This is a genomic window from Paenibacillus agri, from assembly GCF_013359945.1.
GTDB classification, from domain to species: domain Bacteria; phylum Bacillota; class Bacilli; order Paenibacillales; family Paenibacillaceae; genus Paenibacillus_AQ; species Paenibacillus_AQ agri.
This window is the reverse complement of the sequence record NZ_JABWCS010000180.1, coordinates 21,176-38,974: the sequence shown is the minus strand read 5'-3', so window position 1 is coordinate 38,974 and position 17,799 is coordinate 21,176. Positions and strand designations below refer to the sequence as shown.

Below are 17,799 nucleotides of genomic sequence, written 5' to 3'. Positions count from 1 at the left end.
CCCTTGAAGACGACGAGGTAGATAGGTTGGAGGTGGAAGTGCAGTAATGCATGGAGCTGACCAATACTAATCGGTCGAGGGCTTATCCTACAAACTACCCCAAAAAGTGAAGAAGAGGCTGCGAAGCCAATTCCGAGTACTTTCCGGGGGCCCCGTAAAAAGGGCAAACGCAAATTCAATTCGGATTCAGTTTTCAGGCGATTAAGCCTGGTATGAATATTCCCTGATAGCTCAGTTGGTAGAGCACTCGACTGTTAATCGAGTTGTCACAGGTTCGAGTCCTGTTCGGGGAGCCATATGGAGAGGTGTCCGAGTTTGGCCGAAGGAGCACGATTGGAAATCGTGTAGGCGCCACAAGCGTCTCGAGGGTTCGAATCCCTCTCTCTCCGCCACTATTTTACAGCAAGGCCCGTTGGTCAAGGGGTTAAGACACCTCCCTTTCACGGAGGTAACAGGGGTTCGAATCCCCTACGGGTCACCAATTTTATACTTGATTTTACATAGTGAAATTTGGTATGATAACAATTGTACGTTATGGAGGCTTAGCTCAGCTGGGAGAGCATCTGCCTTACAAGCAGAGGGTCGGGGGTTCGATCCCCTCAGCCTCCACCATGTAACCTCCTTCGGGAGACAATAAGATATGCTTTTAATGACGCGGGGTGGAGCAGCCCGGTAGCTCGTCGGGCTCATAACCCGAAGGCCGCAGGTTCAAATCCTGCCCCCGCAACCAATTTGGAACCGTGGTGTAGTTGGCCTAACATGCCTGCCTGTCACGCAGGAGATCGCGGGTTCGAATCCCGTCGGTTCCGCCATTTAGACTTTATGGCTCGGTAGCTCAGTCGGTAGAGCAGAGGACTGAAAATCCTCGTGTCGGCGGTTCGATTCCGTCCCGAGCCACCATGAAGTATACAACTTAATATGCCGGTGTAGCTCAATTGGTAGAGCAACTGACTTGTAATCAGTAGGTTGGGGGTTCAAGTCCTCTCGCCGGCACCATCTTTGGGGGATTAGCGAAGTGGCCAAACGCATCAGACTGTAAATCTGCTCACGTACGTGTTCGGTGGTTCGAATCCATCATCCCCCACCATTTTTAGGGGCATAGTTTAAAGGTAGAACAACGGTCTCCAAAACCGTTGGTGTGGGTTCAATTCCTGCTGCCCCTGCCAATTTTTTATTAAAGTTTTATATGGCGATCGTGGCGAAGGGGTTAACGCACCGGATTGTGGTTCCGGCATTCGTGGGTTCGAGACCCATCGGTCGCCCCATTTACTTTACTAAGAAATAATAGGCTTAATTAAGTCAGATTCATGTGGCGACTGTGGCGAAGGGGTTAACGCACCGGATTGTGGTTCCGGCATTCGTGGGTTCGAGACCCATCAGTCGCCCCATTCACTTCACTGAAAATAATAGGCTTAATTAATTTAGTTTCATATGGCGACTGTGGCGAAGGGGTTAACGCACCGGATTGTGGTTCCGGCATTCGTGGGTTCGAGACCCATCAGTCGCCCCATTATTAGAAATAATTGTTGGGGATTAGCCAAGCGGTAAGGCAACGGACTTTGACTCCGTCATGCATAGGTTCAAATCCTATATCCCCAGCCATTTATGCGGACGTGGCTCAGCGGTAGAGCATCGCCTTGCCAAGGCGAGGGTCGCGGGTTCGATTCCCGTCGTCCGCTCCATTATTTTACGGCGCCATAGCCAAGTGGTAAGGCAAAGCTCTGCAAAAGCTTTATCCCCAGTTCAAATCTGGGTGGCGCCTCCATTATTTTTTGGAGTTTCGTAATTGAATATGCCGGTGTGGCGGAATGGCAGACGCGCTCGACTCAAAATCGAGTGGGAAACCGTGGAGGTTCGAGTCCTCTCACCGGTATTAAAAGAAGAAAAGGTTCATTAGATGTTAAATCTAATGAACCTTTTTTCATGTGCCACAGTCACTGTAGGCAGTGATACGCTGAATGTGGTGTTGAATTATAATCTTGAGGTTAGCAATCTCTATGAAGCCGGGCCATATGAACATAGGCTTGTGCTGGAACTCGTTGATCCACTGGGGCAGTCCATGTCTCAGACGCTGAATTTTGGTACAGTTCTTCAGGTAGGGAGCTTCAAACGATATGCGATGACGTTAACTAGTAATGGATATAAGACGCTGGATGGAGGAGGCATTCGGCTGAATGTATATGACGAATTCCAAGGACAGCGGAAGCTACTGGGCACAAACGTATAAGCTTACTACGCTAAGAAAGAAAAGCGACCAGATAGAATGAAATGTTGTTATAAAAGATAGAGAAGAAGCCGTGAGGGAAGTCTCACGGCTTCTTTGCGTGCTATATAAGATGAATAAAAAATAAAAAAGCACTAATTAGCTCTATTATTGATACGGAAAGTGCGTGGGGTCAGACCGATCTCCCGTTTGAACATGTTGCAGAACTGGGCGTCATTCACAAAGCCTGAAGCAGCAGAGACTTCAGAGATGTGCATTTGTGTGTGCTTGAGCAATGATTTGGCATAGTCCAGACGCTTTAGAAGAAGATAACGCAGCGGCGAACAGCCGTAGCGTTCTTTGAATAAATGGCGGAACCGGTCATAGCTATAGCCGGACATCTCTGCCAGGGAGCCTATCGGCAATTTTTGCCGATAATGCTCGTCCATATAATTCATAACATATTGCACACGGTCCTCCGAAAGCGAGGGTGATCCTGTAGCTCCCAGCAAGCGGAGTAAGTGAACAGTGATTTCGCTCATCTGAAGATTCAGCAGCTCCGCAAAACCTTCTCGCTTCCGGCAAAACTCCTCTTTCATCCGCAGCAAGTTCTGCAGTACAGTCTGTTCTTTATCATCTTCATAAACCCCGGCCAGCGCATTCATCTGCGGGTTATCGCAATGAAAACCTACGAATAAAATATCGGCCTCAGGCTGATGGTTCTCGTCATGCTTGGTATTTGGCGGGATCAGTGAGAAGGATGAGTTACGAAAATGATAGCTTCGTGTCCCAACGTTACAGGTTCCCAATCCCTTTATATAGTAAACCAATTCGTAGCATTCATGCTGATGCGGGGGGATATAAGTTCCAGATTCATGCTCTGCGCTTACAATATATAGAACACGTACCATGTTGATCCTCCTTGTTGAGTCTTTTAGCCGAATCGTACAAAAATATGACCGAAACTATATAATTATTTGTAATGATATTTGTTATGATCGTATCAGTTAAACCGAATATTCGCAACCTGACTGGCCATCTCGTTCGGAAATTGATTCGGTTTATGCAGGAGAATATCATGAAAACATCCATTTTGTAATGAAAAAAGGAAAAATTCATGATTATCATTATTTGGTTTACATTTTCAAACTAGAAACAGACTGACGTAAATTGTGCAAATCTTTGACTATCGGAAAAGACGGGTCCTGACAGAACGACCAACTACAAACAGGGGTGTGACTAGGGAAATGAAAAAGAAGATTCTGGCATTAATGCTACTGACAGTAATGGTACTGGTAACGGCATGTGGTAGCGGTGCATCCAATAATGGGACGTCCACAACGAATGGAAACCAGACGGCAGAAGGCGGAGAAACGGCTTCGGCTGGTAAACTGAAGGTCGTATTGATTATTCCAGGCACGCTGGGAGATAAATCTTTTTTTGATGCGGCGAATAACGGTCTCCAGAAAGTGAAGGAAGAGCTGGGAGCAGAAACCAAGGTCGTTGAGATGGGTGCAGATAAAACCAAATGGGAGCCTACGTTCAATGACATCGCGGCTGGGGATTGGGACGTAATCATCTCCGGTGGCTCTGAGATTACAGAAATGTTCAACGCTACAGCAGAGGCCAATCCGGATAAAAAATTCATTAACTATGATACGGACATCGATGAGGCTCCGGCTAATATGTACAACATGTCTTACGCGACTAACGAGGTGTCTTTCCTTGCAGGCGCAGTTGCAGCTTTGGCAACACAGTCTGGTATGCCGAATGCCAACAAAGATAATGTAATTGGTTTTGTAGGTGGTATGGACATCCCTGGGATCAATGCTTTCCTGGTAGGATACATTCAAGGTGCACAGTATGTGGACCCAAGTGTAAAAGTAGCGGTGTCCTATGCAGGTGACTTCGTCAACCCGGCCAAGGGCAAGGAACTTTCGCTGATTCAATACAACTCCGGTGTAGACGTGATTTTTAATGTAGCTGGTGGTACAGGCCTCGGCATCTTCGATGCAGCTAAAGAGAAGAAGAAATATGCAATTGGTGTCGATTCCGACCAAGCGGCGCTGATTAAAGATACTGACGCTGAAAAGGCCAATCTTATCATTACTTCGGCAATCAAAAAAATTGATATGGCGATTCTAGGGGCTGTGAAAAAGCTCCAGAACGGTACCCTTGAAATGGGCAAACGAGATGTACTGAGCTTTGTGGATGACGGTATAGGTATTGCAGAGAACGATATTTACAAAAATGTTCTGCCAGCGGACCTCCAAGCCAAAGCGGATGAAGTGAAGCAAAAACTCATTAACAAAGAAATCAAGGTAGATAACGCAATGGGGATGGAAACTTCGGAAGTAGAAGCGATCCGTAATGCGGTTAAACCTTAATTCCATAAAAGATCAATATTCCAAAATATAAGTTTCGACACTGATTGTCATGACTTCCAAGTTGAAAGGCGTTGAGACCTATGCAAACCGCTCTGCTGGAGATGCGGGGAATTACCAAAGTATATCCAAACGGCGTTGTTGCGAACAAAGATGTTCATTTTTCGCTTCGTGCAGGCGAGATTCATGCGATTGCCGGTGAAAATGGGGCGGGCAAGTCAACACTCATGAAAATCATTTTCGGTATGGAAGAGCCGAGCGAGGGCGAGATTTTTATCAAAGGCGAGAAGGTGCGGCTGCAATCTCCTCAGGATGCTATTGATCGCGGGATCGGCATGGTGCACCAGCATTTTATGCTGGTGCCTTCATTCACCGTGGCCGAGAACATGGTGCTGGGGATGGAGCCGCGCCGGGGTGTTGGCATCAACTATGCCGAAGCTGTACGGATGACCGAGGAGACGGCGCGCAAATACAACCTTGCCGTGAATCCCAAGGCGAAGGTGGAAGATCTGACCGTCGGCATGAAGCAGAAGGTCGAAATTCTGAAAGCCTTGCTGCGCGGCGCCAAGATCTTGATCTTGGACGAGCCTACGGCGGTGCTGACGCCACAGGAGACAGAGGAGCTGTTCCGCGAGCTGACGCAGCTTAAGGAGCAGGGCCATACGATTGTTTTTATCTCGCATAAGTTGAAAGAGGTCAAAGCCATTTGTGACCGGATTACGATTATGCGCAGCGGACGGAGTGAAGGGGTATTTCAGACGGCTGATGTTACCGAGCAGGAGATCTCACGGCTGATGGTTGGCCGGGATGTGGTGCTGAAATACGATAAAGAAACAGCTCCGGATGGTGGTCCGGTACTGACAGTTGAGCAATTGAACGTCAACGATCAGCAAGGTAAGGCCTTGCTCACAGATATCAGCTTCGCGGTACATGGCGGTCAGATTGTCGGGATTGCCGGAGTCGAGGGCAATGGGCAGACACAACTGATTGAAGCTTTGACCGGCGGACTTACCGGGGTGTCCAGCAGTGGGGCAGTGAAGGTAAAAGGAAAGGATATCCTTAATTCGAGCCTGTTGGATATCCGTCAGCAGGGCGTCGCTTATATCCCTGAAGACCGGATGCGCCAGGGGGCCGCAGGAGAGGCTAGCATTTCCGATAACTTGATCTCTACCCGCTACCGCTCCAAAGAGATGAACCGGGGCCTGTTTCTGAATGGATCAAAGATTGCCGCACTGGCAGCTTCGCTCGTTGAGGAATTCAAGGTGCGCTGTTCTGGTCCTGCTCAGCAGATCGGAATGTTATCGGGAGGCAATATGCAGAAGGTGGTTGTGGCCAGAGAATGTTCAACAGGTCCTGACTTATTGATTGCTGAGCAGCCTACTCGGGGTGTTGACATTGGCGCCGCTCAATTCATTCATAAGAAGCTCTTGGAGCTGCGGCAAGCTGGCAGTGCTGTCCTGCTCGTGTCGGCAGACTTGAACGAAATCCTGGAGATCAGTGATGTATTACTGGTCATGTATGAGGGGCAGATTGTCGCTTCTTTCGAGAAGCCTTCTGCAGTAAGTGAAGAGGAGCTTGGATTATATATGCTGGGAATCAAGCGGCAAAATGAGCGGCAGACCGGGGAGGCCACAGAACATGTTTAAATCCAAATATTTCGAGGTCATCCGGACAACCGCAGTCATTGTGATCTCACTGGCGATTGCCTTTCTAATCATTACGCTCGTCAGCGACCATCCGGTCAAGACCATCGGGATTTTTCTGCTGGAGCCGCTTTCAACTAAAGGACATATCGGCAATGTCGTTGAGATGGCCATCCCGCTCATGTTTACGGGGCTAGCGGTATCGCTTCTGTTCCGTGCGAACATGTTCAACCTGGGTGCGGAAGGTATTTTCTATTTCTCGGGCGTCGTAACTTCTGTGCTGGCGATCCACTTGACCCTGAACAGCTGGCTGCATCCGCTGGTGGCGATTGCCGCCGGATCAATTGTCGGAGCGCTGCTGTCGGCGATTCCGGGGATACTTAAGGCCAAATGGAATGCCAATGAGCTGGTGACCTCCTTGATGTTCAACAATATTTTATTCGGCATCGGATTGTATCTGTTGAACTATCATTTGCGGGATGCCAAGGCCTTCGCCAACGTTTCTTACAAATTCGAGAAAACGGCGCAGCTGAGTAAAATTTTTCAGGGCACACGCATTCATACCGGACTCATTATCGTGGTCGTGCTGATTGTGCTGGCACATCTGTTTCTTTATAAAACCAAATGGGGCTATGAGCTGCGCATGACGGGAATCAACCGGGAGTTTGCCCGCTACTCCGGCATGAAGACAGCCAAAGTTATTATTATGGTCCACCTGATCGCCGGATTTATCGCAGGGATGGGCGGATCGGTAGAGGTGCTCGGGATGTATAGCCGCTTCCAATGGACGTCTTTGCCGGGTTACGGACTGGATGGGGCGCTGGTAGCGATGCTGGCTAAGAACAACCCGCTGTCTGTTATCGCATCGGCGCTCTTCCTGGCTTATATCCGGATCGGTGCGGATCTGATGTCCCGCTTGTCAGATGTACCGTCAGAGATGATCTCGATCATCCAAGCGGTCATTATCCTATTGATCTCAGCGGAGCAGTTCCTAAAGTTCTGGAAGAACCGGATGCTGCTGAAGGAGGCCAAGGAAGCATGAACAGCCTGCTTAATGTTATTTTGACAACAGACTTTGCGTTCTCGGTCCTCCGGGTGACCACCCCGATTCTGTTCGCGGCGCTGGGGGCGCTGATCTCCAATCGTGCGGGCATCATTAACATCGGGATGGAGGGCATCATGCTTGTCTCGGCCCTGGCCGGTGTTATTGTCAGCTCCTATAGCGGGAGCGCTTGGGTAGGACTGCTGGGTGCGGTGCTGGCAGGAACGCTGATTGCGGGAATTCTGGCTTTTTTCACCCTCCAATTCAAAACCCATATTATTCTCGGTGGGGTAGCGATCAACATGTTCGCCTCGGGCGGTACGGTGTTTCTACTGTATCTGCTTAGCGGAGACAAGGGTTCATCTACTTCGCTGCCAAGCAAGGTGCTGCCAAGTATCGATATCCCTGTTCTAAAAAATATTCCTGTGCTGGGCCCGATCCTGTCGGGACATCACATTCTGACCTACTTATCCATCGTAGCGGTCTTCGTCGTCTACTATCTGCTCAACCGTACGCCGCTGGGGCTGCGTATCCGTTCGGTCGGAGAGAATCCGCATGCGGCGCAGTCGGTCGGTGTCAGTGTCGTGAAAATCCAGTATATGGCGCTGCTGCTCAGCGGATTTTTTGCCGGACTGGGCGGGGCCTACATGTCGATGGGCTATCTTTCGCTCTTCACACGGGACATGGTGGCCGGACGCGGCTGGATTGCCATTGCGGCAGAGTCGATGGGGCGAAGCACAACGGTAGGCACGGCGCTGACGTCATTGTTGTTCGGGGCAGCGGATGCACTTTCGAATGCCTTGCAAGTTCTTAAAATTCCAGCCGAGCTGATTGCTACACTGCCTTATGTAGCGACAGTCATCGGACTGGTCATCTATGCGGTCTCCGAGACGCGGAAGAAGAACCGCAAAGTGAAAAGTCCGGTCGTTAAGTAGAAATAGTGGAGAGAACCTAAACAGACGGACATACAGATCTACAAAATGAGGAGCGAGACAACTATGGCTACACCTATTATTATCGATTGTGATCCGGGTCATGATGATGCGATTGCGATTCTGCTAGCCTATGCACACCGGGATCAACTGGATATCCGGGGAATTACGACGGTGGGCGGCAATCAGATTCTGGATAAAATCACGGATAACACGCTGAAGCTGCTCAGCTTTATCAACGCCGATATCCCGGTGGCCAAAGGTGCTGCTGCACCGCTGCTTGGAAAGCTTGTAACCGGAGAAGCAGCGCATGGTGAGTCAGGCATGGATGGTCCGTTGCTGCCGCCTAGCAAATTCCGTCCGGTAGAACAAGGTGCGGTGGAATTCATGCTGAATATCATCCGTTCTTCCGAAGAGAAAATTACACTGGTGCCTACCGCACCCTTAACGAATATCGCCCTGCTGCTTACGGCTTACCCTGAAGTGAAGGAGAAGATCGAGAAGATCTCCCTCATGGGCGGGGGCTTGGCCTACGGCAATGTTACCGCAACTGCGGAGTTCAATATTTATGTAGACCCGGAAGCGGCACGCATCGTGTTCGAATCCGGTATTCCGATTACGATGAGTGGCCTGGACGTGACGGATAAGGCGGCTATCATTGAAGAAGAGATCGAGGCACTGAAACAGCGGGGGCCGGTCTCGGTTATGGTAGGTGAACTGCTCGACTTCTATTCCATCTTCGGTAAAAAAATGGGCTTTGTGGGCAGCGCCCTGCATGATCCTTGTGCCATCGCCTGGCTGCTGCATCCGGAGCTGTTCACCTCTGAGAAGCTCTATGTAACCGTGGAGACAGAGGGTAAATTGACCCGGGGGATGACTGTTGCGGACAGACGCAAGAAGCCTGACCGTCCAGCCAACACGGAGGTACTGCTGGGTGTGGACCGCGAGGCATTCATGAAGCTGCTGTTCGACTCGCTGGAGCGCCTGGATCAAGAGCTTCTGCGTTCTGCGGAAGGGAACTAGCTTATGGCAGGTTGGGAGACACTGCGCGAGACCGTGCGGCTGGAGATGATCCAGCGCGGGGAAGAAGGCTGCCGCACGGATGGTTTTGCCGGTAAGCTGGAAGCAGCCGGAGACGATGAAGCGAAGCTGATGAAGGTCTACGAGGAACTGATGCAACTGGAAGTAGCTGAGGATTTCCCTTATCAGGAGCCTTCCCGGCTGGAGGACATTCGCGCGCTTCGTCCAGAGGGTCCGCGTAAGCTGGACACCGGGTGGAGCGAGTCGGAATGGCGCGATAAATTCTACGGTGCCTGGCTCGGGCGCAGCGTCGGCTGCGCACTTGGCAAGCCGCTGGAATACTGGGATTATCTCTATGGCAAGGACGGTCGTCCCGGCTGGGAGAATGTCGAGCTGTGGTTCCGCGGGGCCGATGCCTGGCCGATTAAGGGCTATACTCCGGGGCACTCGCGGGCTGCCGCAGAGTATGGGCTTGGCTTAAGCGAATGGACTTTTGCGAGCACAGCAGAGACCATCCGGCATATGGAAAGCGATGATGACATCCGCTATACGGTGCTTGGCCTCCTGCTGCTGGAGCAAAAGGGGCTGGCTTGGGATTCATGGGATGTCGGCAAGCTGTGGCATCGCCACTTGACGTACAGCCAGGTCTGCACGGCGGAGACGCAGGCCTATATGAACTTCATGCAGGAGACGAGTCACCTGCATGGCGGGAAGCCGGCGGATTGGAGCCGGCGGCAGGAGCGGGTACGGATGCATCTGAATCCGTACCGCGAATGGATCGGCGCCGCCATTCGCGCCGATGGGCTGGCCTACGGCGCAGCGGGCCACCCGGAGCTCGCGGCGGAGCTGGGCTGGCGGGATGCCTCCTTCTCCCATGAGAAGAACGGCATCTACGGCGAGATGTTCAACGCGGCGATGATATCCGCCGCGTTCGCTGAAAGCGATAGCGAGCGGATCATTGAGATCGGCTTGAGCGAGATTCCGCACACCAGCCGCCTTGCCAGCGATGTGCGGCGCGGTGTGGAAATTGCCCGTTCTGCCAAGAGCGAACGGGAGTTGGTCAGCACCATTTGGGATACCTTCAGCCATTATGATGCGGTGCATACGAACAACAATGCGGCTCTGGTGGCGGCGTCACTGGTCTATGGCGGGGACGACTTCGAGAAGGCCGTCGTGACCTCCGTCTACGGCGGTATGGACACCGACTGCAATGGTGCGACGGTCGGCTCCATTATGGGCGCGAAGCTAGGGGCGAGTCAGTTGCCGCAGCGCTGGACCGGACCGCTGAACGATACGCTGTACGCGGATCTGCCCGGCTTCCATCCGATTGCGATCTCGGAATGTGCCGAGCGGAGCTATCAGGTGTTCCTGAAGCTGCGCGGGGAATTTGAGGCGTCTGCTAAGGCATAAATCGTTGAGGACTTGGAGACTATCTGGCTTCGAGGAGTAATTCTAAAGACTGCTGTTCAATTGCAGTCTCTAGAATTACTCTTTTTTTCATAGGGAATGGTGGAATAGATAGAGCGCATTAAAAAAACAAACATAGCTAAGAAAGAGAGCTTATAAGAAGGATCGAAGTGTAATTAACGGCATTTTCGTACCTTAAATCCTTTGGAGCTAGGGGATAGTAGAGATTAAGTGCAATATTGTACCTTAAATCTTCCAGAATACCCCGTCCAGTGTGTTTTTTCGAAAAATAAGATACAATAATGCTCTTATTTCCCTCATTTTCCTATTTTGAAGAAAAATAAGGTACAAAAATGCTGTTAGTTGGGGAGATGGCTCCTCTTTTTCACTGTTTAGACGATGGCAGGTGAAGGGGAATATACTGCTTCTAATGATATCGCTGGGTTTGAACAGCCATGGTTAGAGGTCTTGCTGAAGACGATCTATGTTCCGGTGCCAGCTTTCCTATGGAAGGCTGAAGGCTGCTTTCATACGTTCTTTCCACTTACACAGTTCCAAACTTCCCCATTCGCTCATCTTTGCTTTTTGTTAATTTCTTTTGTTCGGCTTATATAGGTGGTTTTATGTAAAATACTTGCCAGGTACCTGCAACTTGAATATGATAGGAGTAAGAAAACCATTGATCTACAGGTTCATACTGTCATTAAACATTATAACGTTATAATGAATGAGGTGGGAGAGTTGGAAGAAAGGCTCGTGCTTCGTAATTTAAAAAGCATCAATGGGCAGGCCCTGGATATCATCATAGAAAATGGCCGAATTGCAGACATTACGGAGCCTGGGGCAGGTCGTGGACAGCAAGTGTGGGACGGGGCTGGAGCTTATGTGACCAGCGGGTGGATTGATATGCATGTGCATGCCTTTCCCGAATTTCATCCCTATGGTGACGAGATTGATGCAATAGGTGTGCGACAGGGCGTCACCACGATTGTCGATGCGGGGAGCTGCGGAAGCGACCGGATCGCCGAGCTTGCTGGCAGCGCGAGTACCACCAAGACTCGTCTGTTTGCTTTTCTGAACATTTCCCGAATTGGGTTGCAGCGGGTGGATGAATTGTCCCAGTTGGAATGGATCGACAAGATTAGAGTTCAGGAAGCCGTGCTGAAGAACCGCGCGTTCATCGTGGGATTAAAAGCAAGAATCAGCCAAAGCGTAGTGGGAGAGCAGGGCATTGAACCACTGCGCAGAGCCCGGGAATTGTCTGACGAGACAGGGTTACGGATCATGGTGCATATCGGCTCCGGTCCCCCGGAGATCGAGGAGGTGGTGCCGCTGCTCGAGCGCGGAGACATCATCACGCATTACCTGAATGGCAAGAGCAATAATCTGTTCGACGAAGAAGGTCAACCCCTGAAGGTGCTGCAAGAGGCGATTGAGCGGGGTGTTCATCTGGATGTAGGTCATGGGACAGCAAGCTTTTCCTTCAAAATCGCTGAAGCGGCTAAGCGTTACGGCATTCCGCCGGATACCATCAGCACCGATATTTATCGCGGCAACCGGCTGAACGGTCCGGTCTACAGCTTGGCGAACGTGTTATCTAAGTTTTTGTATCTGGGTTATTCACTAGAGGATACACTTGCGGCAGTCACTACACGGGCAGCGGATTGGCTGGGCAAGCCGGAGCTGGGCCGGATAAGGATCGGAGAACCTGCCAACCTCACATTGTTCACCGTAGAGAAGGGGCCAGCCGTACTGGTGGATTCCGAAGGAGAGCAAAGAAATACAGATCAACTCATCCAGGTTAAAGGAGCTGTTGCACATGGAGAATTCATTGAATGCGAAGTACGGGCTTAAGCGTGTTATTAATGCCAGCGGACGAATGAGCATACTGGGGGTATCGGCACCCACCAATACCGTTATGGAGGCTATGAAAAAAGGCGGGCAGAGCTATGTGGAAGTTGCCGATCTGGTCGATAAGGGGGGCGATTATATTGCACGTATTCTCGGCTCCGAAGCGGCGGTCATCGTGAACTCAGCTTCCAGCGGAATCGCGCTGTCGGTAGCCGCCTTGGTGACGCAAGGCAACCGCCGGATCAGCGAGCGTCTGCATCAGGATAAGATTTTGCGGAATGAGATTATTATCCTCAAAGGCCACAATGTGCAGTATGGTGCGCCTGTGGAAACGATGGTGTACCTGGGCGGAGGCAAACTGGTCGAGGTTGGCTATGCCAACGAAGGCCGAGGCGAGCATATTGAGGATGCTATCAGCGATACCACCGCAGCGATCCTCTATGTGAAATCACATCATGCGGTTCAGAAAAATATGATCTCTGTCGAAGAAGCTTGGGAAATTGCCCAGCGGCGGGGTGTTCCTCTGATTGTCGATGCGGCAGCCGAGGAAGATATCCACAAGTACGTGAAATGTTCTGACCTAGCCATCTATAGCGGCTCTAAAGCGATTGAAGGTCCGACCTCCGGCATCGTTGCCGGGCGGCGTACTTATATCGAATGGCTGAAGGTGCAGCTGCACGGCATAGGGCGGAGTATGAAGGTGGGCAAGGAGACAGCCTTTGGACTGCTACAGGCGCTGGACGAATACATCGTTAAAGAAGACCGCAGCGAACAGGAAAAAGCACTACTCCAAACCCTGCTCACGCTGAACGAAGTGCCTGGTGTGAAGGTGACGATTGTGCAGGACGAGGCGGGACGCGCAATCTATCGGGGGCGTGTGCACCTGGATCAGACGCAGACTGGAATTAGTGCTGTAACAGCTGTCCAGAAGCTGAGAGAGGGCGATATCGCGATATATACACGGGACTATGGTGCAAGACAGGGCTATTTCGACATTGATCCGCGTCCGCTGCTGGGCGATGACATCGAGGTTATCCAATCAGAAATTTATAAATTGGCAGGAGGAAAATAACATGTCCAACATTGCAAAGCGCTTTTATAACAACCGGGTGGCATTAAATGTACTAGCTAAGGATATTGAGAACGCCAAAGATATTTATGAAGCGGCAGAAGGATATGTTCTGGTAGGCGTTCTTTCTAAAAGCTATAAGACAGCAGAGGAAGCCGTGACCGCAATGCGCGAATACGGGAAGGAGATTGATGATGCCGTGTCGATTGGACTTGGCGCAGGAGATAACCGCCAGGCAGCCGTTGTTGCCGAGATTGCTAAGCATTACGGGGGAAGTCATATCAATCAGGTATTCCCTGCCGTGGGAGCTACCCGGGCCAATCTTGGGGGAACAGACAGCTGGATTAACAGTCTGGTATCGCCTACCGGCCGTCCAGGTTATGTGAATATTTCGACAGGTCCGCTGAGTGCAGCGGGAGAGGAACATGCCATTGTACCGGTTAAGGCAGCGATTGCACTGATCCGGGATATGGGCGGAAATGCGATCAAGTATTTCCCGATGCAAGGCCTGGAGCTTGAAGAGGAATATCGTGCTGTAGCCAAGGCCTGCGCCGAGGAGAACTTTGCGCTGGAGCCAACAGGCGGCATTGATATGGAGAATTTTGAAGCCATTTTGCGCATCGCTCTGGAAGCCGGAGTGCAGCAGGTTATCCCCCATGTGTATTCTTCGATTATCGACAAGGCATCTGGCAAGACGAATATAGAAGACGTGCGGACTTTGCTGCAAATGATGAAAAAGCTGGCTAACGCCTATGCCTAAAAAAATTGCCGCCTTCGGCGAGGTCATGATGCGCCTGCAGGTGCCGGGCCATGATCTGCTGTCCCAGAGCAATATGCTTCGCTACTCCTTTTCCGGGACTGGTGTGAATATGCTGTCAGCGCTGGCCAACTTCGGGCATACGGGCTGCCTGATCTCGCGCTTGCCCCACAACCCGGTGGGAGACGCTGCGGCCGCCGAATTGCGTGGACTGGGAATCTCTACGAAATTCCTCCAGCGCGGAGGAGATTATATGGGGATGTATTTTCTCGAAAATGGATTCGGAGTACGCCCCGGCCGGGTAACCTATACCAATCGTTTGGAGAGCAGCTTTAATACAGCACCTGAAGGCACATACGATTACGGTGGGATAGCCCAGTCCATCGCTGCCATTCATTTCTGCGGCATTACGCTGGCCATGAACGATGCTGTCCGAAGCCATATGAAAGCACTGGCCTTGGCGGTGAAAGCGCAGGGAGGTTTGGTGATTTTCGATTCCAACTACCGCGCTTCGCTCTGGGGAGCAGAAGGTCATACCCGGGCTAAGCCATACTATGAGGACATGCTGAAGCTGGCGGACATCGTTATGATGACTGAAAAAGACGCCTTGTGGACGCTAGGGATGAGCACGGACAAAGAGGGACGTAAGGCGCAGCTTGAAGAACTCATTCCGGCTGTAGCCGACGAATATGGCATTAAGATCATTGCAGGAACCCACCGGGAAATCCACGGCGACAATTCACATTCATTGCTCGGCTACATATACAAGGATCAAAGTTTGGTGTTCGCTGATCCCCTAAGGTTCTCTGTATATGATAGAATCGGTGCAGGAGATGCCTACGCGAGTGGAATTATCCATGGGGAATTAGAGGGCTGGCCCGCAGAGCAAACCGTCCGGTTCGCGGCGGTGGCGGGTATGCTCGCCCATACGATCTCCGGCGATACGCCGAAGGCTTCGGAAGGAGATATTCTCCGTGCGATGACGGAAGCCGTAGGCGATGTGGAAAGGTAGTGGAATTTGTCATGAGTTTGTCGAGGCAAGACAGACCGTTGTACCTGCAAATCAAGCATATTTTAAAAGAACGGATTCTTTACGGCGTATATCCGCTAGGGTCCATCATTCCTTCCGAGCCGAAGCTGGAAAAGGAATTTGCAGTCAGTAAGATTACCGTTCGGGGTGCCGTTCAAGAGCTGGTTCAGGAAGGTTTTCTGGAAAAAGGCAGCGGGAGGGGCACCAAGGTCATCCGCAATAAGGAGACCTCCCGGCTGTCCAAGTGGAAGCATTTCACGGAAATTCTCGTGGAGGCAGGGCATACCATCCGCAAGGAGTGGTTGCGTGCAGAAGTGCATCCATGTGCAGAGGGCACTGAGCCCTATCGGCTGTTCGGCGGGCGTTGTTTGAAGCTGGAGCGTATTTTTTTCCTTAACGATGCTCCCTACATTTATTATACGCATTATCTGAGCATGACTGTGGAGGACTTAGAGCTATCCAGCTTTAGCGGACGATCTCTCTATGAATGGCTTGAGGAGCAGGGGATTACTCCCGACAGGCTGCGGGATGAATTCTCTGTTGCCCTCGCCCCGCCAGAAGTGGAGCAGAATCTGCGTCTGCCAAGCAATAGCCATGTGCTAAAGAGAACGCGTTATTCCTTTAACGAGCAGGGAACAGCTATGGAATGGAGCATCGGTTATTACAATACAGAATTGCAGAGCTATGTAGCTGACTATGATGTATAGATCTACAAGTTATGCAGCTGTGTAGTTGTGCAGACGTTGTTTAAGTATGTGGTATATCAGTAAGCAGTTCGGGTTATAATCAGTAAAATCCTCTTCGCGATTCCTTCTCGCGGCGGGGATTTTTTTGTATTCGTGGTGCTTTTCCAAAAGAGGATATATCATTTTGAGAAAATTAATGACACAGGCGATAAAATACCTTATTATTTAAGGAGATTTTGAATAAAACAGTTTTTGAATATTTATAGTACAATATTTACCTGATCACTTGCTGCTGCCGTAAGGCATGGGAAGGAGGGGATTCATATGCTGTCACTGAGCCGTATAAGCAAGAGCTTTGAAGTCAAGGATGGCGTGTATCAGGCGGTAGATTCGGTGACGCTTGAGGTTGAAAAGGGTTCTATACACGGAATTATCGGGGCAAGCGGGGCGGGAAAGTCCACTTTGCTGCGGTTGATCAACCTGCTGGAACGGCCGGATGAAGGCAGCGTTATTCTAAATGGCCGAGAAATGACTGTGCTGCCCGAGAAGCTGCTGCGACAAGAACGACAGAAGATCGGGATGATTTTTCAACAGTTCAATCTTGTAGCGAATGTGTCGGTCAGCCGGAATGTCTCTATCCCTCTGGAACTGGCTGGTGTCCCGAAGCGTGAGCGAACGGAGCGGGTGGAGGAATGCTTGCGCTTTGTTGGACTGGCAGATAAAGCCGGGCAGTATCCTGCCCAGCTCAGTGGCGGGCAGCGGCAGCGGGTAGCCATTGCCCGCGCGCTGGCGAATCATCCGGGGCTGCTGCTATGCGATGAGCCGACATCATCGCTTGATCCGGCAACGACTACGGAGATTCTTGGAGTGCTGAAGCATATCAATGAGAAGCTTGGGGTCACGATCGTTATCGTCACGCATGAGATGGATGTCGTCAAAAGACTGTGCAGCCATGTCTCCGTGATGGAGGATGGACGAATTGTAGATACCTTTTCCCGGGCAGATGGAGAGTTCCTTCCTGCGGCAAGCAGCTCCGGTTCCTACCGGGAGCAGATTCTTGGCAAAGCGAGGGAAGATTATGCTTGAGAATGCCTTCAAATACCAGGAACAAATGTGGCAGTCTATCGGGGAGACCTTCGTCATGGTCGGCATTTCCGTGGGAGCGGCGGTGCTGCTGGGTCTCCCGCTGGGAACGCTGCTCTATTTTTGCCGGAAGGGTCAGCTGTATGAGAATAAGAAGTTGTCTCTGGTGCTGAACACGTTGGTGAACATCGTGCGCTCCTTCCCGTTCCTGCTGCTCGTTGTTGCCATGATTCCTGTGACTCGTCTGATTGTGGGAACGGCTATTGGAACGATTGCGGCCACAGTTCCGTTGTCCATTGTCGCCATTGCCTATTACTCCCGTCTCGTGGAGCAGGCATTGCTGGAGATTCCGCGCGGAACTACGGAGGCGGCGTTATCGATGGGTGCTTCGAGGCTAGGACTGATTTTTAAATTTCTGTATGTCGAGGCCCGTTCAGGGCTGGTACTGGGATTAACCACCTCAACCATTAGCTTCATCTCGTTCTCCACGGTGATGGGTGTCGTTGGCGGCGGCGGGGTTGGTGACTTTGCGATCCGTTACGGCTACCAGCGTTATGAGACTGAAGTGATGGCCTACGCAATTGTGGTCATGATTGTACTGGTACAGATCGTCCAGTTCAGCGGCAGCACTATAGCGCGGCTGCTGGACAAGAAATAAAGCTTGTATCTATATACGAATATAAAACTGGGGG

15 protein-coding genes, 17 tRNA genes and 1 rRNA gene are annotated in these 17,799 nt (G+C 51.0%); 32 read left to right on the top strand and 1 reads right to left on the bottom strand.

Annotation, left to right across the window (positions count from 1 at the left end; all coding sequences use genetic code 11):
- The 19 genes from HPT30_RS02280 to HPT30_RS02190 all read left to right on the top strand — a co-directional run.
- Positions 1-90: ribosomal RNA gene (locus HPT30_RS02280) — 23S ribosomal RNA — on the top strand; the annotation flags it as partial.
- A 130-nt stretch (positions 91-220) separates the two neighbouring features.
- Positions 221-296, top strand: a tRNA-Asn gene (locus tag HPT30_RS02275).
- Positions 297-299: 3 nt separating this feature from the next.
- Positions 300-392: transfer RNA gene (locus HPT30_RS02270), tRNA-Ser, on the top strand.
- Positions 393-406: 14 nt separating this feature from the next.
- Positions 407-481, top strand: a tRNA-Glu gene (locus tag HPT30_RS02265).
- Positions 482-536: 55 nt separating this feature from the next.
- A tRNA-Val gene (locus HPT30_RS02260) sits at positions 537-612 on the top strand.
- Positions 613-653: 41 nt separating this feature from the next.
- Positions 654-730: transfer RNA gene (locus HPT30_RS02255), tRNA-Met, on the top strand.
- Positions 731-734: 4 nt separating this feature from the next.
- Positions 735-812: transfer RNA gene (locus HPT30_RS02250), tRNA-Asp, on the top strand.
- Between the two features lie 12 nt (positions 813-824).
- Positions 825-900: transfer RNA gene (locus HPT30_RS02245), tRNA-Phe, on the top strand.
- Positions 901-920: 20 nt separating this feature from the next.
- Positions 921-996, top strand: a tRNA-Thr gene (locus HPT30_RS02240).
- A 5-nt stretch (positions 997-1,001) separates the two neighbouring features.
- Positions 1,002-1,087, top strand: a tRNA-Tyr gene (locus HPT30_RS02235).
- Between the two features lie 5 nt (positions 1,088-1,092).
- Positions 1,093-1,166, top strand: a tRNA-Trp gene (locus HPT30_RS02230).
- A gap of 23 nt (positions 1,167-1,189) precedes the next feature.
- Positions 1,190-1,265, top strand: a tRNA-His gene (locus tag HPT30_RS02225).
- A gap of 47 nt (positions 1,266-1,312) precedes the next feature.
- Positions 1,313-1,388: transfer RNA gene (locus tag HPT30_RS02220), tRNA-His, on the top strand.
- A gap of 46 nt (positions 1,389-1,434) precedes the next feature.
- Positions 1,435-1,510, top strand: a tRNA-His gene (locus tag HPT30_RS02215).
- Positions 1,511-1,527: 17 nt separating this feature from the next.
- A tRNA-Gln gene (locus HPT30_RS02210) sits at positions 1,528-1,602 on the top strand.
- A gap of 5 nt (positions 1,603-1,607) precedes the next feature.
- Positions 1,608-1,682: transfer RNA gene (locus tag HPT30_RS02205), tRNA-Gly, on the top strand.
- Between the two features lie 9 nt (positions 1,683-1,691).
- Positions 1,692-1,765: transfer RNA gene (locus tag HPT30_RS02200), tRNA-Cys, on the top strand.
- Between the two features lie 29 nt (positions 1,766-1,794).
- Positions 1,795-1,873: transfer RNA gene (locus tag HPT30_RS02195), tRNA-Leu, on the top strand.
- 36 nt (positions 1,874-1,909) lie between these two features.
- The gene (locus HPT30_RS02190; RefSeq protein WP_175369892.1) at positions 1,910-2,227 is read left to right on the top strand and encodes a hypothetical protein; all 318 of its coding nucleotides are present in this window, start codon (positions 1,910-1,912) and stop codon (positions 2,225-2,227) included.
- 131 nt (positions 2,228-2,358) lie between these two features.
- On the opposite strand, the gene HPT30_RS02185 is transcribed toward HPT30_RS02190, so the two are convergent.
- Complete coding sequence (locus HPT30_RS02185; protein ID WP_175369891.1) at positions 2,359-3,114, bottom strand: AraC family transcriptional regulator; 756 nt, start codon at positions 3,112-3,114, stop codon at positions 2,359-2,361.
- A gap of 336 nt (positions 3,115-3,450) precedes the next feature.
- Here HPT30_RS02185 and HPT30_RS02180 point away from each other — a divergent pair, with 336 nt between their 5' ends.
- The 13 genes from HPT30_RS02180 (at position 3,451) to HPT30_RS02120 (ending at position 17,765) form a co-directional block, all read left to right on the top strand.
- The gene (locus HPT30_RS02180) at positions 3,451-4,590 is read left to right on the top strand and encodes a BMP family ABC transporter substrate-binding protein (RefSeq protein WP_175369890.1); all 1,140 of its coding nucleotides are present in this window, start codon (positions 3,451-3,453) and stop codon (positions 4,588-4,590) included.
- Positions 4,591-4,670: 80 nt separating this feature from the next.
- Positions 4,671-6,233, top strand: a complete 1,563-nt coding sequence (locus HPT30_RS02175; RefSeq protein ID WP_175369889.1) for an ABC transporter ATP-binding protein — start codon at positions 4,671-4,673, stop codon at positions 6,231-6,233.
- A complete protein-coding gene (locus HPT30_RS02170; protein WP_175369888.1) occupies positions 6,226-7,272 on the top strand; it encodes an ABC transporter permease in 1,047 nt (348 codons plus the stop codon). The genes HPT30_RS02175 and HPT30_RS02170 overlap by 8 nt, the downstream gene beginning before the upstream one ends.
- The gene (locus HPT30_RS02165; protein WP_175369887.1) at positions 7,269-8,207 is read left to right on the top strand and encodes an ABC transporter permease; all 939 of its coding nucleotides are present in this window, start codon (positions 7,269-7,271) and stop codon (positions 8,205-8,207) included. The genes HPT30_RS02170 and HPT30_RS02165 overlap by 4 nt, the downstream gene beginning before the upstream one ends.
- Before the next feature lie 63 nt (positions 8,208-8,270).
- The gene (locus HPT30_RS02160) at positions 8,271-9,227 is read left to right on the top strand and encodes a nucleoside hydrolase (protein WP_175369886.1); all 957 of its coding nucleotides are present in this window, start codon (positions 8,271-8,273) and stop codon (positions 9,225-9,227) included.
- A gap of 3 nt (positions 9,228-9,230) precedes the next feature.
- Positions 9,231-10,634: an ADP-ribosylglycohydrolase family protein gene (locus HPT30_RS02155; protein ID WP_175369885.1), complete on the top strand. Its 1,404-nt coding sequence runs from the start codon at positions 9,231-9,233 to the stop codon at positions 10,632-10,634.
- A gap of 738 nt (positions 10,635-11,372) precedes the next feature.
- A complete protein-coding gene (locus tag HPT30_RS02150) occupies positions 11,373-12,485 on the top strand; it encodes an amidohydrolase/deacetylase family metallohydrolase (protein WP_175369884.1) in 1,113 nt (370 codons plus the stop codon).
- Positions 12,451-13,554, top strand: coding sequence for a DgaE family pyridoxal phosphate-dependent ammonia lyase (locus HPT30_RS02145; RefSeq protein WP_175369883.1), 1,104 nt, complete (start codon positions 12,451-12,453; stop codon positions 13,552-13,554). Before HPT30_RS02150 ends, HPT30_RS02145 begins: the two co-directional genes overlap by 35 nt.
- A gap of 1 nt (position 13,555) precedes the next feature.
- Entirely contained in the window at positions 13,556-14,311 is a 756-nt protein-coding gene (dagF, locus tag HPT30_RS02140; protein ID WP_175369882.1) for a 2-dehydro-3-deoxy-phosphogluconate aldolase, read from the top strand.
- Positions 14,304-15,320, top strand: a complete 1,017-nt coding sequence (locus HPT30_RS02135; protein ID WP_175369881.1) for a sugar kinase — start codon at positions 14,304-14,306, stop codon at positions 15,318-15,320. Before dagF ends, HPT30_RS02135 begins: the two co-directional genes overlap by 8 nt.
- Positions 15,321-15,331: 11 nt before the next feature.
- On the top strand, positions 15,332-16,045 hold the full coding sequence (locus HPT30_RS02130; RefSeq protein WP_175369880.1) for a GntR family transcriptional regulator: 714 nt from the start codon (positions 15,332-15,334) through the stop codon (positions 16,043-16,045).
- A gap of 303 nt (positions 16,046-16,348) precedes the next feature.
- On the top strand, positions 16,349-17,110 hold the full coding sequence (locus tag HPT30_RS02125; protein ID WP_175369879.1) for a methionine ABC transporter ATP-binding protein: 762 nt from the start codon (positions 16,349-16,351) through the stop codon (positions 17,108-17,110).
- Positions 17,103-17,765 carry a methionine ABC transporter permease gene (locus HPT30_RS02120; protein WP_175369897.1) on the top strand — a complete coding sequence of 221 codons (663 nt, stop codon included), beginning with the start codon at positions 17,103-17,105 and terminating at the stop codon, positions 17,763-17,765. The genes HPT30_RS02125 and HPT30_RS02120 overlap by 8 nt, the downstream gene beginning before the upstream one ends.
- Positions 17,766-17,799: the final 34 nt, after the last annotated feature.